Here is an 18,679-nt window from a genome sequence, read left to right as displayed (position 1 = left end):
GCGGGATCGAAATTCTTCGGCATGACAACATCCTTCCTGACCGGAAAAGATGCGGCATCAAACTTGGGGGGATTCACCTGGACCCTCTGCGCCCGTTCCCGGGCGCTCAGCGCGCGGTTCTCCTTGGACGGCAGCCGGTAGGTGAGGCACCAGCAGACCGCCGAGTCGGGGTTGCGGGGCCCCAGGATGGTCGCGACGTCGTCGAACCTCTCGCTCGTCGCCGGGCGGATCGTGAACGGGGTGGAGGTCATGGTCGCTCCTCGGTGCTGGGCCGTGCGGCGCCGGCTGGGTCTCTCACCCTAGGGAGAACCCGTCGCACGGACCACCCTCCGGCGGCGCGGACCGTCCGCGTGAGCCCGTTCACCGGGCACGCCGGGTCTGGTCGCGGACGCGGTCGAAGGTCTCCCGGGCGGTCTCCCACGAGGTCTTGCCGACGTCGAAGTGGTCGGTGAGCATGTACACCCCGATCCAGCACTGGTAGGTCCAGGCACGGTCGAGGAGCCCGGGGTCCCTCGGCCCGGTGCAGCGCTCGTGCACGGCGCGGACGAAGGCCTCGCCGTACTCGTGCAGCTCCGCGAAGTCCACGGCCGGGTCCCCGCGGCACATGTCGCTGAAGTCGATGACGCCCAGGCGGGCGGTCGCGTCGTCCCAGAGCAGGTGCCGGCTGTAGACGTCGTTGTGGATGACCGCCTCGGGGAGATCGGCGGCGAGGAGGGCGTCGATGTCGGCGAGGATCCGCTCCACGTCGTCGAGCTCGGCCGGGGTCAGCACGGCGGGCAGGTGCGTGGCCGCCGCGCGGCGGACGTCGTCCTGGTCCTCGGCCAGGGAGGACGGCGGCACCTGCTCCAGCGGGGTGCCGGGGACGGGCGCGGTGTGCAGGGCCGAGAGGAAACCGGCCAGCTGGTCCACGAGCGCGTCGCGCGCCGTGCCGTCCAGGGAGGCCAGCACCTCCGGTCGGAGCGTCCGGCCGGGCAGGAGCGGGTACCCGGCGAACGAGCCGTCGGGCGCCACGCGGTCGTAGCGCGGTACCCGCACGGGCAGCCGCGGGGCGAGGTGGTCCAGGACCTCGACCTCCCGGCCGAGCGCCTCCGTGTAGGGCGGCTCCTGCGGGAAGCGGAACACCAGGGCGTCGTCCAGGACGACGACGACGTGGTCCCAGCCCTCCGTGATCCGCCGCGCCCTCGACCACGTCAGCTCCGGGAAGGTCGCGGCGATCCGCTCCAGCTCGTCCATTCCGGTTCTCCGTGGTGATCTGGATCCGTCCGGCGCGGGGTTCCTTCCGAGCGGTCGTGCCGGTGCCGAGCGCGCGGGTCAGCTGCGGTAGCAGTAGGAGTCGGAGGACGCGTCCCCGCCCTGCAGCCGGATCTGGTGGGCGCGCAGACCGCGGAAGTCCTCCTGGGAGAGGAAGAAGTCCTCGTCGATCGACAGACCGCCGGTGTCGGTGTCGGCGTCGATCTTGGCCATCCAGGCCCCGACGCCGTCGGGGTAGAACTGGTCGTCCCAGGCCCCGTAGAGGGAGTTGGTCACGTAGACCCGCTTCCCGTCGCGGCTGGTCTCCACCATCTGCGGGCCTCCGCCGAGCCACGTGCCCGGGGCGGAGGGGTGGGCGGCGCGGTCCCCGATCCCGCCCAGACGGACCGATCCGGTCTCGCGCGGGTGGGCCGGATCGGAGACGTCGTACTGCTTGAGCTCCCCGGTGCCCCAGCAGGAGACATAGAGCCAGCGGTCGTCCACGGACAGGGAGATGTCGGTGACCAGCGGCGGCACGGCTCCGAAGGGTCGCAGCAACGGCGGCAGCTTCTCCTCCTCGCAGGGTTCGGCGGGGATGGAGACCACCTGGTCAGCGGCCCACTCCCCGGCCTCGGTGCGGTGCCAGTGGAAGATCGATGCCGAGAGGTCCTGCGTGGAGATGGCCGTGTCCACCAGCCCCCAGGTTGCCTCCGGATCGTGGGCCGGACGCAGTTCCAGGGCCATCTGGTGTTCGGGCCCCAGCTCCACGCGCTGCAGGTGCCGGCCTTCGGCCAGATCCCAGAAGTGCAGGGCGTGGCCGTACTCCTGGTTGAGCAGCTGCTCGGCGACCACGCCGTTCTCCACCATCGCCGGAGTGCCCCACTCGCTGGTGACCAGCGTGTTGTGCATCAGGTGCCACCAGGCGTCGTAGGCCAGGTGCTGGGGGCCGCGGTCGGTCTCCCACCGTCCGACCACGTCGAAGGTGTCGTGGTCGAGCACGGCGATCCCGCCCGGCCCGCCGTCCCCGGAAGCCGCACCCAGACAGGAGAGGTAGACCCCGTCCGGGCCGCAGTGCAGGGTGTGCGGGCGGGAGTAGCCGGCCTTCTCGGCCAGCTCGTGCGCGGTGATGGTCTTGATCACCCGCGGGGTGCGGGGATCGGGGTGGGTGTCGGCGATGTGCACGTTGGAGGACCGCAGCCCGGGCATCAGCAGGTACCGGCGGGACAGACCGGTCATGTCGTGTCCTTCGTGCATGAACGCGCTGCTGCAGGCGTTCCACCCGAAGTGGTGCAGCTCGTCCCCGGTGGAGGGCATGTCCTCCCACCCGACCACCGTGCCGTAGGAGGCCGAGGCCGGGTCGAGGTCGACGACGGTCAGCGCGTCGGGGCGCTGTGCCGTGCGGTCGAAGGCGACCACGTAGGCCAGTTCCTCCCGTGGAGCGGCGATGGCCTCGGCCGGGGAGCGGTAGAACGTGGGATCGGTCATCGAGGGTGCGGCGGCATCGATCCCCTCGTCGTGGCCGCCGGGCCCGGTGTGGTGGTGGTCGTGGCCGTGGTGTCTCATCGGATCTCCCCTGTGCTGGAACGGCGGGTGGATCTCGGCCCGCCGCCCACCTGCCGGTCCCGTCGACGTCTCGCGCTCCGGTCAGCAGGTGTGGGCTCCGGGCCGCGAAGCTCGGCGGGATCAGGCCGGGCGAGGGGCAGGCTCAGCACCATTTTCCCACCCCGTCGACGGGCAGACCAGAGCTCACCGTGGCCATTCGAGCGTCGAACCGCTCATCAGGTCATCAGAGGTCTTCATGAAGGGATGTTGCTGCGTCCCAGCCGTCCGATCCCGTCCAGAGCATATGGTGCCTCTCGATAGCACTGATGTTCGATTTTTCGGGGAGTTGACGGCAATGGCGCCGAGAACCGTATTTCTGGCCTTCGCGGAGCAGGACGAGTTGTTCCGGGATCTGTTCACCACCCAGTGGGCCCGGTCCGGGGACCAGGCCCGGTTCCTGGAACCGCCCGGGGACGAGGCGTCCCCCGGCGAGTGGAAGCAGGACGTGCGGGAACGGATCCGCCGCAGCGACGGGGTGATCGCGCTGATCGGCGGCCGCACACCGGCCTCGGACGCGGCGCTGTGGCAGATCCGGTGCGCCGTGGACCAGGACAAGCCGTTGCTGGGCCTGTGGGTGGAGCCCGAGCACCGGAGGAAGCCGCCCGAGATGGGCCCGGCGCGCTGCGAGTCCTGGACGTGGGAGAACATCGGGAACTTCCTCGACCGCCTGTAGCCCTACCGCCCGGGGCGCGTCCCCGGGCCGGGGACCACCGACCACAGGAGGCGCCGTGCGCGGGTCAGCCGTCATCATCGGGGCCGGCATCGCCGGTCTGGCCACGGCCCGCGGCCTGCTCCGCGCAGGCTGGGCCGTCCACGTGCTCGAGCGCTCGCCGGGCCTGCCCAGCACCGGCACGGCCCTGGGCATGTGGCCCGAGGCGGTGCGGGCCCTGGACCGGCTGGGCGTGGGGGAGCAGGTCCGGGCGGCCTCCGTCGAGCAGCGGGGAGCCCGCCTCCTCCGCCCGGACGGTCGCGAGATCGCCCGCCTCGACCTCGAGCGCACGGTCCGGCTCGTGCCGCGGCCCGCGCTCCTGGCGGCACTGGCTGAGGGCCTGCCCCCGGACGTCGTCGCGTGGAACACCCTGGTCGCCGACCACCGTGCGCTGCCCGGGACCGATCTCGTCGTCGCCGCCGACGGCGTCCACAGCCCCACCCGCGCCGCGCTCTTCGGGGTCGCCCCGCGGCCGCTGGGCACCGGCGCCCTCCGCGGCACCGTCCCGGGACCGGCGGACGGGACCACGGAGACCTGGGGGCCGGCACGGCTCTTCGGCATCACCCCGCACGACGCCGGGCACACCAACTGGTTCGCGAGCGTCCGCGCCGACGTGCTCTCCTCCGCGGGGTCCGGGCGCACCGACCCGCAGATCCTCCGACGGCTCTACGGGGACTGGCACCCGGCCGTGCGGCGCGTCCTGGACGCCCTCGGGGACACCCCGATCGACCGGCGCACGCTGCTCGACGTTCCGCCGCTGCCGTCCTACGTGGAGGGGCGGACCGTGCTCCTCGGCGACGCCGCCCACGGCATGGCACCGAATCTCGGCCGGGGCGCCTGCGAGGCGCTGCTCGATGCCACGGCTCTCGTCGATGCCCTGACCGCGGCCCCCGACGTGCCGGAGGCCCTCCGGCGGTACGACGCCGCACGCCGCCGGCCGACCACCCGCACGGTGCGTCTGGCCCGCCTGGCGAACAGCGTGAGCACGGCGCGGCACCTGCTGACCGTGCGCAACGCCGTCATGGCCGCGGCGGGAAGCCTGGTGTGACCGACCGTGCTCGCGCTCACGGGTCCCGGCCCGTCGGCCCTGCCGCCTCCGGCGGCGGGACCGGGCCTCAGTTGCTGACGGCCGGAGCGTCGCGGATGTAGGCGGTCTCCAGGATCTGGGTGGCGGTGAACCGGGCGATGTCGGCGGCGGTGGCCGAGGAGCCCACCGCGCCGGGGCCGAAGAACCCCACGTACTTCAGGCCCCGGGCGCTGCCGCCGGTGACGTGCAGGAACCGCACGATCGTCCAGTCCAGCCCGGAGCCGGCGACCACCTGCAGCATTCCTGCCATCTGCCGGTAGGCGTGCGGATCGAGGTGGCGGGCCAGGAAGCGGTGGATCTTGAGGCGGGTGGTGGGCTTCTCCTTCGGGCACAGGGAGACCAACGGAGTGCCGTGGCCGATGTAGCGGCGGATCCCGTGGCGGTGCATGCCGGCCACGATGTGACCGGTGGCCTCGACCAGGCCCGGCCGGCGGGAACGGGGCCGCAGGCGCGGATCCACAGTGTTGATCACCGCCTCAGCACCGTCCATCGCGGCGTCGACAGCCGCGGGGTCGGTGATCTGCCCGAGCACCACCCGCACGTCCTCGCCCCAGCCGGGCGGCACCTGCGTGGCGTCGGCCACGAGGGCGATGACCTCATAGCCGCGGAACAGCAGGTCCTCGACGAGCTCCTGGCCGATGGGGCTGATCGCCCCGAACACGGTGACCTTCATCTGTTCCCCCACGGATGCGGATGCACGGACGTGTTTCCCGAACCGTAGATCACCGAGTTTTCGAATGAAATGCCATGGAGCACGTGTGACGTCCGCGGACGGGGCGGCACCGGGCACCGGCCGGCAGTGCGGTGCCGGGCTCCCGGGGTGCGCGTGCCCGGTCCCACTAGGGGCAGAACCGGGCCGGGAGGGCGTTCTCGCCGGCGCCGGGCGCATCCGGGCGCGTAGGCCGTTGTGGGGACACGGCGGACGGATTGTGACTCCCGGGTAGCAAGTACGCTGATGACAACGCATCGATGGGACCTCCCCCCGCCCTCCCGGAAAGCGAGACGACGATGACCACCCCCGAACTCCTGCAGGCTGTCCAGGACCTGGTGCAGACCCCGCCCCCTGCCGGGGTGCGGGTGGACCGGTTCGAGATCGTCGACGAGGTCGCCGAGCTCTCCCTGTCCTTCCAGGCCGAGGTGCTCGAGAGCGTCCTGGCCTCCGAGCTGGCCTCCACCGGCGGGCCCGCCGACTGGGACGACCCCCGCGCGCCGATGGACGAGGGCTCCCCGACCTGGGCCTATGCCGGGGGGATCGCCGCGCTGCTGCACCACGGCTACTTCAACCAGACGATCCTCGCCCAGCACGAGGCCGCTCTGCAGCAGATCCTGGCCGAGCACAGCCACCCCGGGACGCCGGTGACCGCCACCGCCACCTACACCGCGGCCGAGCTCATGCCCCACTACCGCACGCTCAAGGCCGAGCACCTCAAGCACCTGGGCGCCCCCCAGGGCTGAGACGTCGTCAGGGGGCCGGGTGCGTCGACGCGGCGTCGGTCTCGGCGACGTGCTCGAGCCGCCCTCCTCTCGCTGAGAGAACGGGCGGTCAGCCCGCCACCTGGCGGTCCGGTGCGCCGGATCGGGTCAGGTCCCGGGAGGCCGGTACTTGATCTGCTCGGCCTGGCGCAGGGCCTCCAGGGTGTCCTCGACGCTCATGAGCACCGTGGTCTCCAGGGAGCTCAGGGCCCCGCCTCCGCTGATGGCCAGGGCCACCGCGGCCATGGACACGTTGTCGGGCGCCTCCCACAGGTTGTAGCCGTCGTGCTCGCCGAAGGCGTACCAGAATCCGTGCAGCGTCCCGCCGACCGATTCGATGTAGTCCTGGGCGGCCCGGCGACGGTCCTCCGGGTGGGCGATCAGCCGGGCTCACGTCTCGGGCGTGTAGCTGAACTTGGACAGGTAGAGCGGCATCGTCTCGTCCCCTCGTGTGGTGGTGTCCGTCCGGCCGGGTTCGATCAGGCGTGTGCTGACCGTAGGCCCCGGCAGGGCCGCCCCCAAGGGGATGGGCCGGATCGTCGCCCGCCCGTGACTCATGTCGTCTCCGTGTCGGCGGCGGCGTCCGCTCAGGCCTGGGCGCCGTCGCGGGCGCGGTCCGTCCACGGGCCGTCGCCGAGCTTGGCGTAGGACGCGGCGACGATCTGCTCGAGGACCTCCAGGTCCACCTTCTCGAGATCCTTGAGGTAGATGCAGCCCACCCCGGTGGTGTGCGGGCCCAGCCGCGCCAGGTTCTCCTGGTGGGCGTCGACGCCGTCGTACACGTAGATCGTCGTCGCCGCCTTGCGCGCGGCGAAGCCCGCTGCGGGGGCGTCGCCCTCGTGCCCGCTGGCGTACTTGTAGTGGTACTGGCCGAAGCCCACGATGGTGCCCCACATCTCCGCCGGCTGCCCGGTGACCCGGGTGAACAGCGGGACGAGGCGCTCGGCGTCGGCCTGCCGCCTCTTCGGCGTGACCCCGGCGAGGTACTCCTCGACCGGCTGACCTGTCTTCTCCACGATGGGCTCCTCGGGGTCGCTGGGACGACGATCGTCTCAGGGACCAGAGTCCTCGACCCGTCCGACACGGCAGTGCGGGGCCTGTGCGCGCACCGGTCCAGGCCCTGGGTCACCACGCTGGGGACTCCGCACGGATCCTGGGCGACGACGACGCCGGCCGGTCACCTGCGGGGCAGGCGCGACGTCCGAGGCGTGCGGCGAAGTCGTCCAGTGCGGCGTCGGGGCCCCGGCGCCGATCCAGACCGCGGAGCTGCGGAACCTGCCGGAGTCAGACGGTCCTGGCCGGCCATGAGCGCGGCCACGGCCGCGGGCAGGCTCAGGGACGCTGCGGCGATGCGGGCCGGAACCGCCGCACGGTCCGGTCCTCGGGCCTTCTTCTTCGCCCGGTGGGACATTCCCTCGGCGAGAGCGGCATCGCCGGACCACTCGAGCTGTTCCCAGCCCACCGCGAACCCTGCGGGCGCGCGACCGGCATTCTGGCCGTCGAGGTCGTGCGTCCGCATCACAGCTGTGCCCGAGCCCCGGACGACCCACAGTGGGCACTCCTCCTGGCCCGTGCGGGGAGCCGGCGACGACCGCAGCCGGGGTCCAGGGGCGTCACCTGCCCACGTCGGGGAAGCCCCGAGCTGAACCTCTGTCCACGCATGAGGGGACGCTCCGTCGAGCGTATTCCGCAGGGCAATGTGGCTCTGACATGGGACGATGTTGATTCCATACTTCATTTCCCCCACGTCAGGAGCACCCCCATGGAAATCATTCCCGAGGGCCGACCCCTCCATGTGCTGGCCGTCCTGCTCGGCATGACGCTGGGCATCAAAGCCCCGCCCTCGTCCCGGCGGTCGACCGCCGGATGGGCGCTGGCCGCTGTCGCCGCCACTACCTATGCGGCCCTGGTCGCCCGGGACCGGGACCGCAACGCCCAGTGGCACTTGGCGCGCATGGCATATGACCGCTGGAGCGATACGTGCCGGTGCTGCTGACGCCTCGGGCTGCACGCGGAATGGGGATCGCCGGGTGCTGCGCGTCAGGGGCGCCGGCAGTCAAGGGTCCTGGCTCAGCTCCTGTGCTCAGCAGGGCTTGAAGAACTTCCCGCCCGGCGCGTAGCAGCGCGGCCCGGTGTAGCCGGGGATGTCGGCGTAGTAGCCGGGAGGAGCCTGGTTGACGATGTTGGCGCCCGGGTTCGGGGCGGGCTTCGGCGCCGGCGCCGGGGCGGGTGCCGGCGCGGGAGCTGGTGCAGGTGCAGGGGCCGGTGCGGGTGCAGGTACGACCGCCCGGCGCGCGGCGTCGGCCGCTGCCTGCCGCGCCGCCTCCGCCTGGCGGTCGAGCTCGGCCTGCCGGGCGGCCTCCGCCTGACGTGCCGCCTCGGCCTCTGCCTGACGGCGCTGGTCCTCGGCCTCCGCGCGCTCCGCGGCTTCCGCCTCCGCCGCGCGGCGCTGCTCCGCGGCGCGCTCCTGGAGGGCGGCGACGTCCTGGCGGACTCCCGCGATCCCGCTCGTGATCGACGGCAGCCCGACCAGATGGCGGACGTGCGGGTGCGCGTCGCCGTCGACCGCGTCCAGGGCTGCCAGGAACGCGACGGCGGCCGCGACCTCACCGGCCGGGTCGGCGAGATCCGCCGGGGCGGCGTCGGCGAGCGCGCTCGTCGCCTGCTGGACCTGCGCCGGGATGGTGCAGCCGTGGGCGGGGTCGAGCAGGCCGGTCTGCTGCTGCTCCGCCTCGGCGAAGGCCTCCTCGACGGGCGGCAGGAACCGGTCGTTCGGCGCGATGTACAGCGGCGTACCCAGGCCCTGACGGGCGATCTCGGCGTTGACCAGGGTCCCGTCCTGCAGGAAGACCCCGGCCAGGGTGCGGTCGTAGGAGTCGGTGCGCTCCTGGTCGTACTCCAGGCCCACCACGGTGCCCGGGGGCAGGAGCTCCTCCAGCAGCGCGGTCGCCTCCGGGCCGAGGCACTCGACGATCTCGTTCGGGTCCTTGGTCTCCGGGGTGTCGATGTTGAGCAGCCGCACGCGGACCACCTCGCCGCTCCGCTGGACGTCGACGGTGTCCCCGTCGATCACCCGCTCCACCACGGCGCGCTCGCCGCGCAGCTCCGGGGCGGCGGAGGTCTCCGCCGCGGCAGTCTGCGAGGACGACGACGTCGTGTCGCTGGAGGCCGCCGACCCGCCGCAGCCGGTCAGGAGCAGGAGGACGAGCGCGGAGGCGCCCAGGCGGAGGGAAGCGGGGGGAGGTGTCACGGGAGTCCTGTCAGAAAAGCGTCAGTTCCCCTCCAGCTTATGGATGCAGAAGCAATCACCGGGGAGGCCGTTGTCCCCAGTTCGGCGGTGTGGAACTCGCCGTGCGAGGGCAACGGCATGTCCATCCTGTTCCGCACCAGCGTCACAATGCGGTGCCCCGGTACGTCGTCTTGCCGTGTATGAATGCAAAGGCGTGAAATGCGGGGACACCATGTCGTTCTGCTCGAAAGCTGACCACCATGACGCCCTCCGCGGACCCCATCTTCCCGCCTGCTGTGCCCATCCGCACCTTGGGGTTCGCCGCCTTCCGGCTGCTCGGACCGCTGGCGGGCAGCAGCGCCCAGAGATCCTCATCGAGTCCGTCCCGTCCGTTGAGCCTGGCGAACCGTAGGGCAGGGCAGTCCGTCATGGCCGAGACGCTGCGGCTCCAGGGCGAAGAGCCGCCCCGAGAGTGGTGGCAACGCCTGATCGGGAGCAGTCCCCTCGGTGCCGACACCCGGCCCTGGTTCCAGGGCGCACTGGGAGAGATCGCCGTGGGGCAGATCCTCCGTCGCCTGGGTCCGGAGTGGACGGTGCTCCACGCCGTCCCGGTCGGCGCCGGGGCCTCGGACATCGACCACGTCCTGATCGGGCCGGCGGGAGTGTTCACGCTCAACACGAAGAACCATCCGGGCAGGAAGATCTGGGTCGGGGAGCGGGTGATCCTCGTCGACGGGCACAGGCAGCACTATCTCTCCCACGCCCGCCACGAGGCGGCCCGGGCGGCGAAGCGATTGAGCGCGGCTGCGGGGGAGCCTGTGTCGGTCACCCCGGTGCTGGTGCTGATGGAGCCGAAGGACCTGACGATCAAGCAGCGACCCGTGGGAGTCCACGTCGTCACCGACCGCCAGCTGCTGCGCCGGCTGAAGCGACGGCGTCCCGTCCTGACTCCTGAGCGGGTCGCCCGGATCACGGCCGCAGCCGTGGTCCCGAGTACCTGGCACAACAGCCCGGCGCCGCCCGAAGATCCCGTCGCGCTGCAGGAGCGCTTCGCCGAACTTCAGGTTTCCGTGCGGAGCGCGCAGCGTCGGCGTGCGCTGTGGGAACTCGCGCTGCTCGTCGGGGGCGGTGCTGCCGCCATCAACTATGGTCCGATCCTCCTGGCGGCCCTGCTCGGCGCCGGGCCGGTCTGATCGACAGAGGGTTCATGATCGAGCGCAGCACAACCCGTGCTCGTGCTCGTTCTTCCAGGAGCCGGAGCCCCCGCTCGCGCGGTCGTCGGACCGGCCGGGTCCGCTCCGAGCGGTTGTCCTTGCCGATCCGCGGTTCGTGCCGGACGACAGGGCGAACGGTTGCTGGGATGTTGTGTCAGAACCGAGTTCCGCGGCCTTCGAAAAAGGTCACGCAGGCACACCGGGAAATACGACGAGCGATCCGTCGCTGCGTCGTTCGATCTCGATCGCGACGTCAGCGTGGTGGATTCCGACGTCGAGCTCATCGCCCAGGGCTCGAAGGCGATACACAGCCTTGAGGAGGCCGTCCACCTCTCCTTGTGTGTACACGATGCTCCGGAAGCCTCCGCGACGCTTCAGTTCGAGGGACGACAGCCGAAGAAGGACTGAGGTGATTGCGGACTCCAATTCGTCGACACCACGCTCGTCGTCCTGCAACGTGCGGACGAAGGTCGTGAACGGGTGGCTCTCACCCTCCAGCTGTGCGTGCTCCACGGCCTGAAGAACCAGCACCCGGCGTTTGAGGGCGATCGCGAGCCTCGCCAGCTCGAGGTGCGCACGGAAGGTGCCAGCTGTCTCAAAGATGCCGGGAAATGCCTTCGTGAGGGTTTCGACGTCGACCGGGCCCTCAGGAAACCCCGCCAGCGCGTTCTGCCACCTGGTCAGCCGACTACGAGTCCGTGCAATCGACGTGCCGATAGCGTGCGCGGCGGAGTCAAGGCCCAAGGACAGGCCGATGCGGCCCTGGTCGAGGAGAATCGAGGTGGCTTTGTCAATGGCGTCGCGGCAACCGTCGAGCTCGCTCCGCTCGTGCTCGAGCTTGTCCTCGTGCAGCTGCTCCAGCAACTCGGTGATCCGCTCGAGTGATTCCTGGCGCTGCTGCTCGGCATGCGCGCTGACGCTGACGGCCACGGCCATGAGGACGAGTGGGGCAGCCACGGTCAACGCTCCACCACTGGCCGCGACAACTCCGGCGGAGGAGGCCGAGCCGTTGGTAACACCTGCAGCGCCCTTGCCAGCAACGGGCACGAACGTGGCGTGGCCCAAGATGCCGTTGGGGCCGACCAATGGGCCGCGGACACCTCCTGGCAGGGTCTTGGCCGCCATGGGCCGCACAAGTCCCTCGCCGACCTGTGCGGCGAACTTCGCCGGCACCACCATTCGGTAGAGCACGTCACCGGTGGCCGCGACGTCGGTCGTCGGCGGCGCTGACTTCGCCGTCTGAGTCACGAGCTGCGACAGCTGCCGCGCGAGCGGACTGGCCGCATGGAGCGCGACACCGCCTTTCGGACCTCGTGTGGTCGCGATCGGATGCGCTTCCAGCGTCGCGATCGGAGCGTCAGCGAGTGTGGCCAGAGCTGTTCTCAATTCTGCGAGGCGAGCAGGTGTCATGCCCTCATCGCCCATCACGTCCGGGACGCTCACGTCCTCGGTGGCCAGTGTCCACACCGGCACGGGCGCGTTGCTGTCGGCAGTCACGTCTTGCTCCCTTCACAAGTGCACACTCGTCACCATAGGCGGTGCCGGAGACACGGGGGAGCAAAGTGCATGAAAGTTCGAGTTCTTGATCTGCACAGACGCCGACGGCCGGCGGGACGGGAGAGTCGATCTGCTCAGTACAGGTAGTCCGCAGCCGGACCGAGTTCGAAGAACTCCTCCATGGTGTCGATGTCCGGCTGGGTCCCAGTTCTGGCCGACTCCTCGGCCGCGAACCGCATGTCCTCTGCCAGCTGCGGGCCGACGTAGCGCAGGTGCCAGGGTTCGTACTTGTAGCCGGTGACGTCCTGCTCGTCCTTGGGATAGCGGATGATGAACCCGTATTCCCAGGCGTGCTCGGCCACCCAGGCCCCGACCGGGGTGCCCTCGAAGCAGTCCTGCAGGGCGCACACCCCGGAGGTGTTGCCCACGTCCATGGCCAGGCCGGTCTGGTGCTCGCTGTGCCCGGGCCGGGCCGCGATGGTGTCGGCGGTCTCCTGCCCGTATTGCTGCACGTAGCTGTCGTAGAGGCTGGCCTGGTGGTCATAGGAGCGGTACCCGCTGACAGCCACGATGTTCACCCGCTCCGCCTTGGCCGCCTTGACCATCCGCTGGTACGCCTGAGCGGCGTCGGAGTGCAGCTGCTCGGTCTTGATCCGCGTCAGGCGCTCAGGCACGTGGGTGACCGGGTTCAGGGGTCGGTGCTTGTTCACCACCACCGTCGGACTCGTCGGGTCGTCGATCTCGTAGCCCTGCACCATGACGGCCGCGGCCGGCGAGGGGAGCACGAGCCCCGCCATCAGGCTCAGTACCGCCGCCCCGCCAAGAAGTCCGCCCAGTCTCTGCTTCATGTCCACGCCCCCACGCGTTCGGAAAAGATCAGCGTCAGCCTAGCCCCGGCCACTCTCGAGACATGCGATGTGTCACACCAAGACGGCACGCGGTCTGACGTGGAAGGCTCCGCGGAGGTCGGGGCCGGGCTCACACCAGCGGCGTCCTCCGCGGCGCTCTCCACGCCTGGCGCGAGAGCGCCCGACGGAGCTGATCCACGCGGTCCCTTCAGAACGACGGACAGGCGGCGATCAGGACTGCAGCACTGCGCGGACGAAGGCACGCCCTTCCGGAGGAACAGGTGCGTCCGGTGCGTCCAGCGCGGACAGTTCGCCGATGGCGCCCAGCTGGGCGAACACGTCCCAGCTGCTCCGCACCTGGTTGCGCACCATGTCGGGGGTCAGACCCCACCCGTCGGCGGCCTGCCAGCCGAGGATCTCCAGGCCGAAGCCGATCCGCCGCAGCATCCCGTCCTGGGAGCCGGCGCGACCGGCGGCGAGCTCGAGGGCCAGCAGGAGCGTGGCATCGCGCTCGGCGTCGTGCCCGTGTCGGTGGGCCAGGGAACGGGCCACGAAGGACCACAGTTCCACGGGGTCGTCGTCGAGCTTCCGGACCGCCACGGGCAGGACCAGCCGGCCCTTGAGCTTGCGCACCAGGCCGAGCCGCTGCGCCTGCTCGCGCAGCCGCCGGACCGGCTGGGTCCACTCCTCCCGGTTGCCCTTGCCGATCCAGCGCTCGTCCCAGCCGAACTCGTCCATGGCCTCGGCCACCACGGCCGGCGGCAGCCACCCAGCGGCGGTCAGGGCCAGACCGTCCGCGCCGACCCGGCGGATCAACCAGCGGTACGGTGCGGTCATCCGCTCCGCCACGGCCGGCTCGACCGCCGCGGGGGTCTCCAGCGCGGCGGCGCGGACGGAGGAGCGGAACTCGGGGCGCAGGGTGGGCGGCACCCGCTCCACCAGCGCGGCGACCAGCAGGGGCGTGTCCGAGGACGCCGCGGTTCGTCCGGCGTCGTCGGGGGAGGGGAAGAGGAGGGCCAGCTCGCGGTTGACGGCGTCCACGTCGAAGCGGTCGGGATCGAACGGCTGCCACGGGCCGGCCGTGGCGGCCACCCACTCCGTCAGCTCCTGGTGGCGCTCGTGGCCGGGATCGGCGAGGGCGTCCAGCAGCTCGGCGTATCCCGGGGAACCGCCGCAGTCCTCCGGGGGCGCTCGCCGTTCACCGCGCTCGACGTGGGCGATCGGCTCGGCGGCGGGGACGGTGAGCTGCTCCACGAACTCGAGGCGGTGGGTCCAGCCGTCGCCGAAGTCGTACTCGTAGAACAGCGGACCGGTCTCCTCGGTCAGCACCTGGCCCAGGGTCCACTCGGTCTCGGGCAGGCCGTCCAGCTCCTCCAGGTCGGCGCGCGTCATCCAGCGCCGCGGCTCCCGGAACTCGCCGTCCACCGGCCGCAGCCGCTGGTACGGATCGGTGTCCGTGAACAGGTGCAGGTGGCTGTTCCGCCAGCCCATGGCGATCTGCAGGGCCTCGTGCACCCGGTCGAGGGTGAGGTCCGCGTCCAGCTCGAGCAGGCGCCAGATCTCGGGGTCGGTGTCCAGCAGGGAGACCTTGAGGCGGATCAGGTCCCGCGTCCGCCGGCCCCTGTCGGTGCGTGCTGCCATGCGGCCATCGTGCCAGTCCCGCGTCGTGCGGTCACGGCCGGGCCAGGCCGAGCGGAACATCCCCGGTCAGGTGCACCACCCTGGCGTCGACGGGCCGGCCGTCCTCGACGGCGGGCCGTCATGTCCGGTCCGTCCACGACATCCCGGCCGCCCGGATCTAGACTGGTGGCCCGCAATGGGCTCTTCCAGAGGAGCGTGTGTGATGGCTTTCATCCAACTGATCGAATACACCACCTCGAGGCCGGAGGAGGTGGCGGAGGTCACCGCGGAGTGGGAACGGGCCAGCCAGGGAAAACGAACGGCTCGGCGCGTCCTGTGGGCGAGGGACCGCAACCACCCTGATCGCTACTGCGACATCGTCCTCTTCGACTCCTACGAATCCGCCATGGAGAACTCCCAGCTGCCGGAGACCCAGGAGTACGCCCGGAAGCTGGGCGAGCTCATCGAGGGGGAGCCCACGTTCCGGGACCTCGACGTCGTGGAGGACCACGAGCTCTAGGAGGCCCGGCCGGGAGAGCTCCCCGCGGAACTGACCCACCCGGGTGCGGGAGGCCGGTCGTCCGGCCACGTCCCACCACCGGCTTCTGCGCGCCACGGTGCCACGGGCACCCCGCGCGGGGAGGAGGCGACCGTGACCGACGACGACGACGAGGTGCGCTCCTATCTGGCCGCGCACCTGCCCGAGATGCTGGACGGGCTGAAGGAGTGGGTGCGGATCCCCTCGGTGGCCGCGGCCCCGGAGCACGAGCACGCCCTGCTGCGCTCGGCCCACTGGCTGGCCGGGGCGTTGCGCGACGTCGGGTTCCCCCGCACGGAGATCTGGCCCGGCGTCCACGGCCCGGCCGTCCACGCCGCCTGGTGCGAGACCCCGGGAGCACCGACGGTGCTGGTCTACAGCCACCACGACGTGCGCGCGGTCAAGGAGGAGAACTGGGACCAGACCGCCCCCTTCGACCCGGTGGCCCGGGACGGGCGGCTCTACGGCCGGGGCACCTCCGACGCCAAGGGCCAGGTCCTCGCCCACCTGTGGGGTGTCCGGGCGCATCTGGCCGCCACCGGGCGTGCGTGCCCGGCCGTGAACCTGAAGGTCCTCGTCGAGGGCGAGGAGGAGGCGGGTTCCCCCGGCCTGGCCCAGCTCCTCCAGGAGCACCCGGAGGAGCTGGCCGCCGACGTGGTGATCTTCTCCGACACGCTGCTGTGGCGCGCCGATCACCCTGCGCTGTGCACCGGGATCCGCGGGATGCTCAGCGCCCACCTGGAGATCTACGGCCCTCGCACCGACATCCACAGCGGGGCGGTCTCCGGGGCCGCCCCCAACCCGGCCCTGGAGATGGCCCGGGTCCTCGCCCGCCTCCACGACGACCGGGGCCGGATCACGCTGCCCGGCTTCTACGACCGCGTCCCGGAGATCCCCGAGGCCCGGCGGGCGGAGCTGGCCGCACTGCCCTTCGACGAGGCCGACTGGCTGGCTCGGACCCGCACGCGCAGCATCGGCGGGGAGGCCGGCTACACCGTGCTGGAGCGGCTGTGGGAACGCCCCGCCCTGGAGGTCATCGACCTCATCGCCGGCGACCCCCGGGAGGTCTCGAGGGCGGTGATCCCCTCGAAGGCGGCGATGGACCTGAGCATCCGCACGGTGCTGGGGCAGAAGGTGCAGGACGTGGCCGAGCAGCTGCGCGCCTGGGTGGCCGAGCGGGTCGGAGACGGGTACGAGTACGAGCTGACCGTGTCGACCAAGACCTCCCAGGAGGCCTACCGAACCCCGGACCACCCCGCGGTGGAGGCGCTGGCCCGGGCCATGGCCGCCGGCTTCGGGGTGGACGAGGTGGGGCGGATGGGCAACGCCGGGGGAGGCCCGGCCGACCTGCTGTCCACCGCGCTGGGGGCTCCGGTGGTGTTCTTCGGCACCGGGCTGCTCGAGGACAACTGGCACAACAGCGACGAGAGCGTCCGCACGGACCTGCTGCTGGCCGGGGCGGCCACCCTGGCCCACCTGTGGGACGAGCTGGGCCGGACGCAGCCGTGGCCGCCTGCAGGGGCGCCGGCGGACCCGTGAATCGGGGGCGTCCCCTGTTGCCAGAACCTGCCCGGAGGCGCACAGTTCTTGCATGAGAACGACGACGCCGTTGTTCGTGGTGGCTGTGGTGATCGCGGCCCTGGCCCAGCTGGTGGCCGGGTTCTTCTACATGGCCAGCGGTCTCATGGCTCCGCTGTGGGCGATCCTGCTCCTGGGCGCGTGGTGGCTGTTCCTCACGTACGTCGGGGTGCGGCTGGTGCAGCGCCGGTCCTACCTGGTGCTCCTCGTCCCCGTCGTGGCCGCCGCGACGTGGTTCGGGGTCATGACGCTCGGGGAAGCGGTCCTCGGCTGGACGCCCTGAGGCACATCAGCCCGTGCCGCCTACGCGGCCGAAGGGTTCACACCGCTGCCCACGGTGTTCTGCAGCCGGTTGCTGTAGCGCCTGAGGGGGTAATGCCCTCGTCCGGCAGCAGGCGCTGGACCTGCCTGCCGGACGAGGACACCTCCCAGCCGCACCTCACGAGCAGGTTGCGGGCCCGGACAGGGGCCGTGCGTTCATCGGGATGTCGTCAGCCACGGCGGCCTGCCGGCCCGACGACGGGGCGACGACGTTCGATGATCTTGCCGGGTGACCGGCGTCCACGCGCGGGGCCACGTCGCCCAGGAAGGCCAGGCTGCGTCGCAGTGTACGGACCCAGCCGTCCCACCCGAGGTCGCGCCACAGCACCCGCTCCTCCGGGGGGACGGCCAGGCGGCCGATCACTGTGTACACCGACAGCACAGCGGCTGCGGCCAGCACCAGGAACACGAACGAGATCATGATGAGCTCCTTGCCTGCGGTGTGCCGGCCGATCCGGCTCACCCTCACGCTGACAAGCCTCGTCGCCCGGAGCCTGTGCCACGAGTGGCAGAAATGACCACTTCCGGTTATTTTCTGCCAAGTCTGTCGGCGCTCTGCCGCGGAGTCCCGAATGAGCGGAATGCTTGCTCGCGATCGCGGCCATGACGGAGTTCGTCGGCCGCGCTCTCGTCGCCGAGGTGCTCAGAAAGCGGTGGTCAGGAGGTCGTCGCGAAGCGGCGGCGGTACTGCTGCGGGCTGAGCCGGCGGATCCGGGTGAAGTGGTGGCGCAGCGTGGCCGCGTTGCCGAAGCCCACGTCCGCGGCGATGCGCTCGACGGGCAGGTCGGTCTCCTCGAGGAGCTGCTCGGCCCGGTGCAGGCGCCGTGCGGTGATCCAGGCGTGCGGCGTGGTGCCCGTCTCGTCGCGGAACCGGCGGGCGAAGGTGCGCGGGGACATGGCGGCGCGCCGGGCCAGGGCGTCGACGTCGAGCGGTTCGTCGAGGTGCCCTACGATCCAGGTGAGCAGCGGGTCCAGCGTCTCGGCCCGGTGCTCGGGGACGGGGTCCTTGATGAACTGGGCCTGTCCACCCTGGCGCTGCGGCGGCACGACCATGCGCCGTGCCACGGTGTTGGCGGCCGCCGAACCGAACTCCTGGCGCCACAGGTGGAGGCAGGCGTCGAGGCCCGCCGCGGTGCCGGCGCTGGTGAGGATGCTGCCGTCCTCGACGTAGAGGACTTCGGGCACCACCTGGGCGGCGGGGAACCGCTCCGCCAGCTCCGCGGTGTGCATCCAGTGGGTGGTGCAGCGGCGGCCGTCGAGCAGACCGGCGGCCCCCAGGACGAAGGCGCCCGAGCAGATGGAGAGGATCCGGGCGCCGCGGTCGTGGGCCGCGCGCAGCGCGTGGATCACGTCTGTCGGGACATCCCGGTCCCGGGACATCGCCGGGAGGACCACGAGGTCCGCCTCGGCCACCCGGTCGAGCCCGTGGTGGACCGCCACGTCGAAGCCGGCGATCGTGCGGACCGGTCGCCCGTCGGGGCTGCACACGGCGAAGTCCATGACCGGCAGGCCGTCGGCGGAGCGGTCGATCGCCCAGGCCTCGCAGGCCACCCCGAGCTCGAAGGGGGAGATCTCGCCGAACACGATGACGGCCACGTTGCTGATCATGAATCCATGCTTCCAGCAACGTGGCAGGAAGTCGACGACAGCTATGAAAATGACAGTCGCGGCGGGGCCGGCGGGTGAGGACAATCAGTGCCATCAGGACCGAAGCGCGGGCGGACGGGAAGAGG

At 71.4% G+C, this 18,679-nt stretch carries 20 protein-coding genes and 1 pseudogene; 8 read left to right on the top strand and 13 right to left on the bottom strand.

Annotation, left to right across the window (positions count from 1 at the left end; genetic code table 11):
* From Q0817_RS06455 to Q0817_RS06445, 3 genes and pseudogenes are all read right to left on the bottom strand, one after another.
* A pseudogene (locus Q0817_RS06455) lies at positions 1–251 on the bottom strand (hypothetical protein); the annotation flags it as partial.
* A gap of 109 nt (positions 252–360) precedes the next feature.
* Complete coding sequence (locus Q0817_RS06450; protein ID WP_298585335.1) at positions 361–1,233, bottom strand: phosphotransferase family protein; 873 nt, start codon at positions 1,231–1,233, stop codon at positions 361–363.
* Positions 1,234–1,311: 78 nt separating this feature from the next.
* Complete coding sequence (locus Q0817_RS06445; RefSeq protein WP_298585334.1) at positions 1,312–2,793, bottom strand: selenium-binding protein SBP56-related protein; 1,482 nt, start codon at positions 2,791–2,793, stop codon at positions 1,312–1,314.
* Positions 2,794–3,127: 334 nt separating this feature from the next.
* Here Q0817_RS06445 and Q0817_RS06440 point away from each other — a divergent pair, with 334 nt between their 5' ends.
* Positions 3,128–3,505 carry a TIR domain-containing protein gene (locus tag Q0817_RS06440; protein ID WP_298585333.1) on the top strand — a complete coding sequence of 126 codons (378 nt, stop codon included), beginning with the start codon at positions 3,128–3,130 and terminating at the stop codon, positions 3,503–3,505.
* A gap of 55 nt (positions 3,506–3,560) precedes the next feature.
* Positions 3,561–4,589 (top strand): FAD-dependent oxidoreductase, encoded by a 1,029-nt coding sequence (locus Q0817_RS06435; RefSeq protein WP_298585332.1) that lies wholly within the window; start codon positions 3,561–3,563, stop codon positions 4,587–4,589.
* Positions 4,590–4,656: 67 nt separating this feature from the next.
* Here the strand turns inward: Q0817_RS06435 and Q0817_RS06430 are convergent, their stop codons facing one another.
* Positions 4,657–5,301, bottom strand: a complete 645-nt coding sequence (locus Q0817_RS06430; RefSeq protein ID WP_298585331.1) for an NAD(P)H-binding protein — start codon at positions 5,299–5,301, stop codon at positions 4,657–4,659.
* Positions 5,302–5,636: 335 nt separating this feature from the next.
* On the opposite strand from Q0817_RS06430, the gene Q0817_RS06425 reads away from it, so the two are divergent.
* Positions 5,637–6,083 carry a hypothetical protein gene (locus Q0817_RS06425; protein ID WP_298585330.1) on the top strand — a complete coding sequence of 149 codons (447 nt, stop codon included), beginning with the start codon at positions 5,637–5,639 and terminating at the stop codon, positions 6,081–6,083.
* 126 nt (positions 6,084–6,209) lie between these two features.
* Here the strand turns inward: Q0817_RS06425 and Q0817_RS06420 are convergent, their stop codons facing one another.
* Genes Q0817_RS06420 through Q0817_RS06410 form a run of 3 tightly spaced genes read right to left on the bottom strand, consistent with a single transcriptional unit; the run spans position 6,210 to position 7,117 of the window.
* A complete protein-coding gene (locus Q0817_RS06420) occupies positions 6,210–6,482 on the bottom strand; it encodes a GYD domain-containing protein (RefSeq protein ID WP_298585339.1) in 273 nt (90 codons plus the stop codon).
* A 9-nt stretch (positions 6,483–6,491) separates the two neighbouring features.
* Positions 6,492–6,659: a hypothetical protein gene (locus tag Q0817_RS06415; RefSeq protein WP_298585329.1), complete on the bottom strand. Its 168-nt coding sequence runs from the start codon at positions 6,657–6,659 to the stop codon at positions 6,492–6,494.
* A gap of 29 nt (positions 6,660–6,688) precedes the next feature.
* Entirely contained in the window at positions 6,689–7,117 is a 429-nt protein-coding gene (locus tag Q0817_RS06410) for a DUF1801 domain-containing protein (RefSeq protein WP_298585328.1), read from the bottom strand.
* Positions 7,118–7,863: 746 nt separating this feature from the next.
* Here Q0817_RS06410 and Q0817_RS06405 point away from each other — a divergent pair.
* Positions 7,864–8,097, top strand: a complete 234-nt coding sequence (locus Q0817_RS06405) for a hypothetical protein (protein ID WP_298585327.1) — start codon at positions 7,864–7,866, stop codon at positions 8,095–8,097.
* Between the two features lie 87 nt (positions 8,098–8,184).
* Here Q0817_RS06405 and Q0817_RS06400 read toward each other — a convergent pair whose 3' ends face one another.
* Positions 8,185–9,351 (bottom strand): thermonuclease family protein, encoded by a 1,167-nt coding sequence (locus Q0817_RS06400; RefSeq protein ID WP_298585326.1) that lies wholly within the window; start codon positions 9,349–9,351, stop codon positions 8,185–8,187.
* 407 nt (positions 9,352–9,758) lie between these two features.
* On the opposite strand from Q0817_RS06400, the gene Q0817_RS06395 reads away from it, so the two are divergent.
* Positions 9,759–10,523 carry a nuclease-related domain-containing protein gene (locus Q0817_RS06395; protein ID WP_298585325.1) on the top strand — a complete coding sequence of 255 codons (765 nt, stop codon included), beginning with the start codon at positions 9,759–9,761 and terminating at the stop codon, positions 10,521–10,523.
* 207 nt (positions 10,524–10,730) lie between these two features.
* On the opposite strand, the gene Q0817_RS06390 is transcribed toward Q0817_RS06395, so the two are convergent.
* From Q0817_RS06390 to Q0817_RS06380, 3 genes are all read right to left on the bottom strand, one after another.
* The gene (locus Q0817_RS06390) at positions 10,731–12,041 is read right to left on the bottom strand and encodes a hypothetical protein (RefSeq protein ID WP_298585324.1); all 1,311 of its coding nucleotides are present in this window, start codon (positions 12,039–12,041) and stop codon (positions 10,731–10,733) included.
* Positions 12,042–12,175: 134 nt separating this feature from the next.
* Positions 12,176–12,889, bottom strand: coding sequence for a M15 family metallopeptidase (locus Q0817_RS06385; RefSeq protein WP_298585323.1), 714 nt, complete (start codon positions 12,887–12,889; stop codon positions 12,176–12,178).
* 231 nt (positions 12,890–13,120) lie between these two features.
* Positions 13,121–14,530: a plasmid pRiA4b ORF-3 family protein gene (locus Q0817_RS06380; protein ID WP_298585322.1), complete on the bottom strand. Its 1,410-nt coding sequence runs from the start codon at positions 14,528–14,530 to the stop codon at positions 13,121–13,123.
* 202 nt (positions 14,531–14,732) lie between these two features.
* Here Q0817_RS06380 and Q0817_RS06375 point away from each other — a divergent pair, with 202 nt between their 5' ends.
* From Q0817_RS06375 to Q0817_RS06365, 3 genes are all read left to right on the top strand, one after another.
* On the top strand, positions 14,733–15,029 hold the full coding sequence (locus Q0817_RS06375; protein WP_298585321.1) for a hypothetical protein: 297 nt from the start codon (positions 14,733–14,735) through the stop codon (positions 15,027–15,029).
* A 132-nt stretch (positions 15,030–15,161) separates the two neighbouring features.
* The gene (locus Q0817_RS06370; protein WP_298585320.1) at positions 15,162–16,586 is read left to right on the top strand and encodes a M20/M25/M40 family metallo-hydrolase; all 1,425 of its coding nucleotides are present in this window, start codon (positions 15,162–15,164) and stop codon (positions 16,584–16,586) included.
* A 52-nt stretch (positions 16,587–16,638) separates the two neighbouring features.
* Entirely contained in the window at positions 16,639–16,908 is a 270-nt protein-coding gene (locus Q0817_RS06365) for a hypothetical protein (RefSeq protein ID WP_298585319.1), read from the top strand.
* Positions 16,909–17,064: 156 nt separating this feature from the next.
* Here the strand turns inward: Q0817_RS06365 and Q0817_RS06360 are convergent, their stop codons facing one another.
* Together Q0817_RS06360 and Q0817_RS06355 are read right to left on the bottom strand one after the other, a co-directional pair.
* Positions 17,065–17,367: a hypothetical protein gene (locus tag Q0817_RS06360; protein ID WP_298585318.1), complete on the bottom strand. Its 303-nt coding sequence runs from the start codon at positions 17,365–17,367 to the stop codon at positions 17,065–17,067.
* A 236-nt stretch (positions 17,368–17,603) separates the two neighbouring features.
* Positions 17,604–18,554: a helix-turn-helix domain-containing protein gene (locus Q0817_RS06355; protein WP_298585317.1), complete on the bottom strand. Its 951-nt coding sequence runs from the start codon at positions 18,552–18,554 to the stop codon at positions 17,604–17,606.
* Positions 18,555–18,679: the final 125 nt, after the last annotated feature.

It is taken from the genome of uncultured Kocuria sp. (assembly GCF_947500125.1).
Lineage (GTDB): Bacteria > Actinomycetota > Actinomycetes > Actinomycetales > Micrococcaceae > Kocuria.
This window is presented reverse-complemented; position numbering and strand designations above follow the sequence as displayed.